2 pseudogenes are annotated in these 1386 nt (G+C 58.3%); one reads left to right on the forward strand and one right to left on the reverse strand.

From position 1 onward, the window contains the following. Positions 1-92: 92 nt before the first annotated feature. Positions 93-233, forward strand: a pseudogene (locus tag CKO27_RS23805) (ATP-binding protein); the annotation flags it as partial. A gap of 129 nt (positions 234-362) precedes the next feature. Here the strand turns inward: CKO27_RS23805 and CKO27_RS23810 are convergent. Continuing rightward, positions 363-1166, reverse strand: a pseudogene (locus tag CKO27_RS23810) (AAA family ATPase); the annotation flags it as partial. Between the last annotated feature and the right edge of the window lie 220 nt (positions 1167-1386).

Here is a 1386-nt window from a genome sequence, read left to right on the forward strand (position 1 = left end):
TTGGAAAATTTTGCTCACACCCAACAAGATCGACGAATTGAAGTGCTACGTCCAGCGGGTACGGCGTACCAACCGATCCCAGAAGGAGGCAGTATGAAGACTTTGGCGATCCCACCCTGGCCGATGCGATCCTCGATCGGCTGGTCCACAACGCCTACCGGATCACCCTCAAAGGCGAGCCGATGCGCAAACGTCACGCCCGGACGTTGACGCCAACCACACCCGCCGAGTAACAATGACCCGCCTGCGTCGCTTCGCTCCGACGGCCTCGGCCGAATGGCCGCGGAATGGGTGGCCGAATGCCGGTGGAATCGCCGGCCGGATGTTGGTGGAACAGGTCGCCGAATGGCGTGGAATGCGCACACATCCGCCGCAATCCGATGAATGGCTTCCTGCTGTTCGGGCTCGGCTCTAGCAGTCAGTGCTTGGTTCAAGGCGTACTCGAAGACGTTCGGAGCGCCCTTAAACGTCAAACTGAGAGTTGCCCAACGCACCAACGTTCTGGTACTCATGGTGACAGTGAGTTCAGGTTCGCCTTCACGCGAACCCATGAAGAGTCTCCTGACTTCTTCCGCGACAAGAATCATCTTGTCGATGATCTCGCCAGGGAGTTTGGGTGCCGCCGCCAGAATGACCTGCTTCTCGGTGTCAGGATCGGGGTAGCCGACGCTGATCACACGGAAGCGATCCATAAAGGCGAGATTCTGACGCAAGGTGCCCTGGTACAGGCCGGAACGATCTCCTGAGCCAGCGGTATTACCCGTGGCGAACACTCGGAACTTGGCATGAGGTTGAATCACCTCACCTCCGTTTTCGGCAATGACCAGCGGCTGGCCTTCAATGATGTCATTCAAGCACGCCAGTTCTGAGGGGTCCATCAGGTCTGACTCATTGAGGATGAGGATATGCCCGTCCCGTGCCGCGACCGACAAAGGGCCATGCACGAACAGCGTGGAGCCGTTGATCAGGACGAACTGACCGATCAGGGCGTTGAGTTCCAACCGACCATGACAGGTGACCGCTTGGACCGGGTAGTTGAGTCGACTGGCAATCTGCGTGATCAGGCTGGTTTTGCCTGAGCCAGTGGGTCCGGTGAGAAACAAGCCATCGCCTCCAGCATCATGCAGATAGGCGAGAACGTCCCGCAGTAGCTCGGGACGAAAGACTCTCTTTTCCTTGTATCCTGGGCCTCGGAGCGTACAGGATGGGCACGCCCGTTAAGCCTCGGTCGTATGGCTGATGCGATAGAGCACGGGCTCTGCCCATATATGGTCCGCCCCGCGATGCAAGAGGAAAACCGCTGTTTCTGACAGAAGGGACGTTGCAGCCATATATCCGGCATCTTGAGGTGTCGTCGCCGACCCTCGTGCCCTGATGGAATTCGCG

This window comes from Thiocystis violacea (assembly GCF_016583575.1).
GTDB classification, from domain to species: domain Bacteria; phylum Pseudomonadota; class Gammaproteobacteria; order Chromatiales; family Chromatiaceae; genus Thiocystis; species Thiocystis violacea.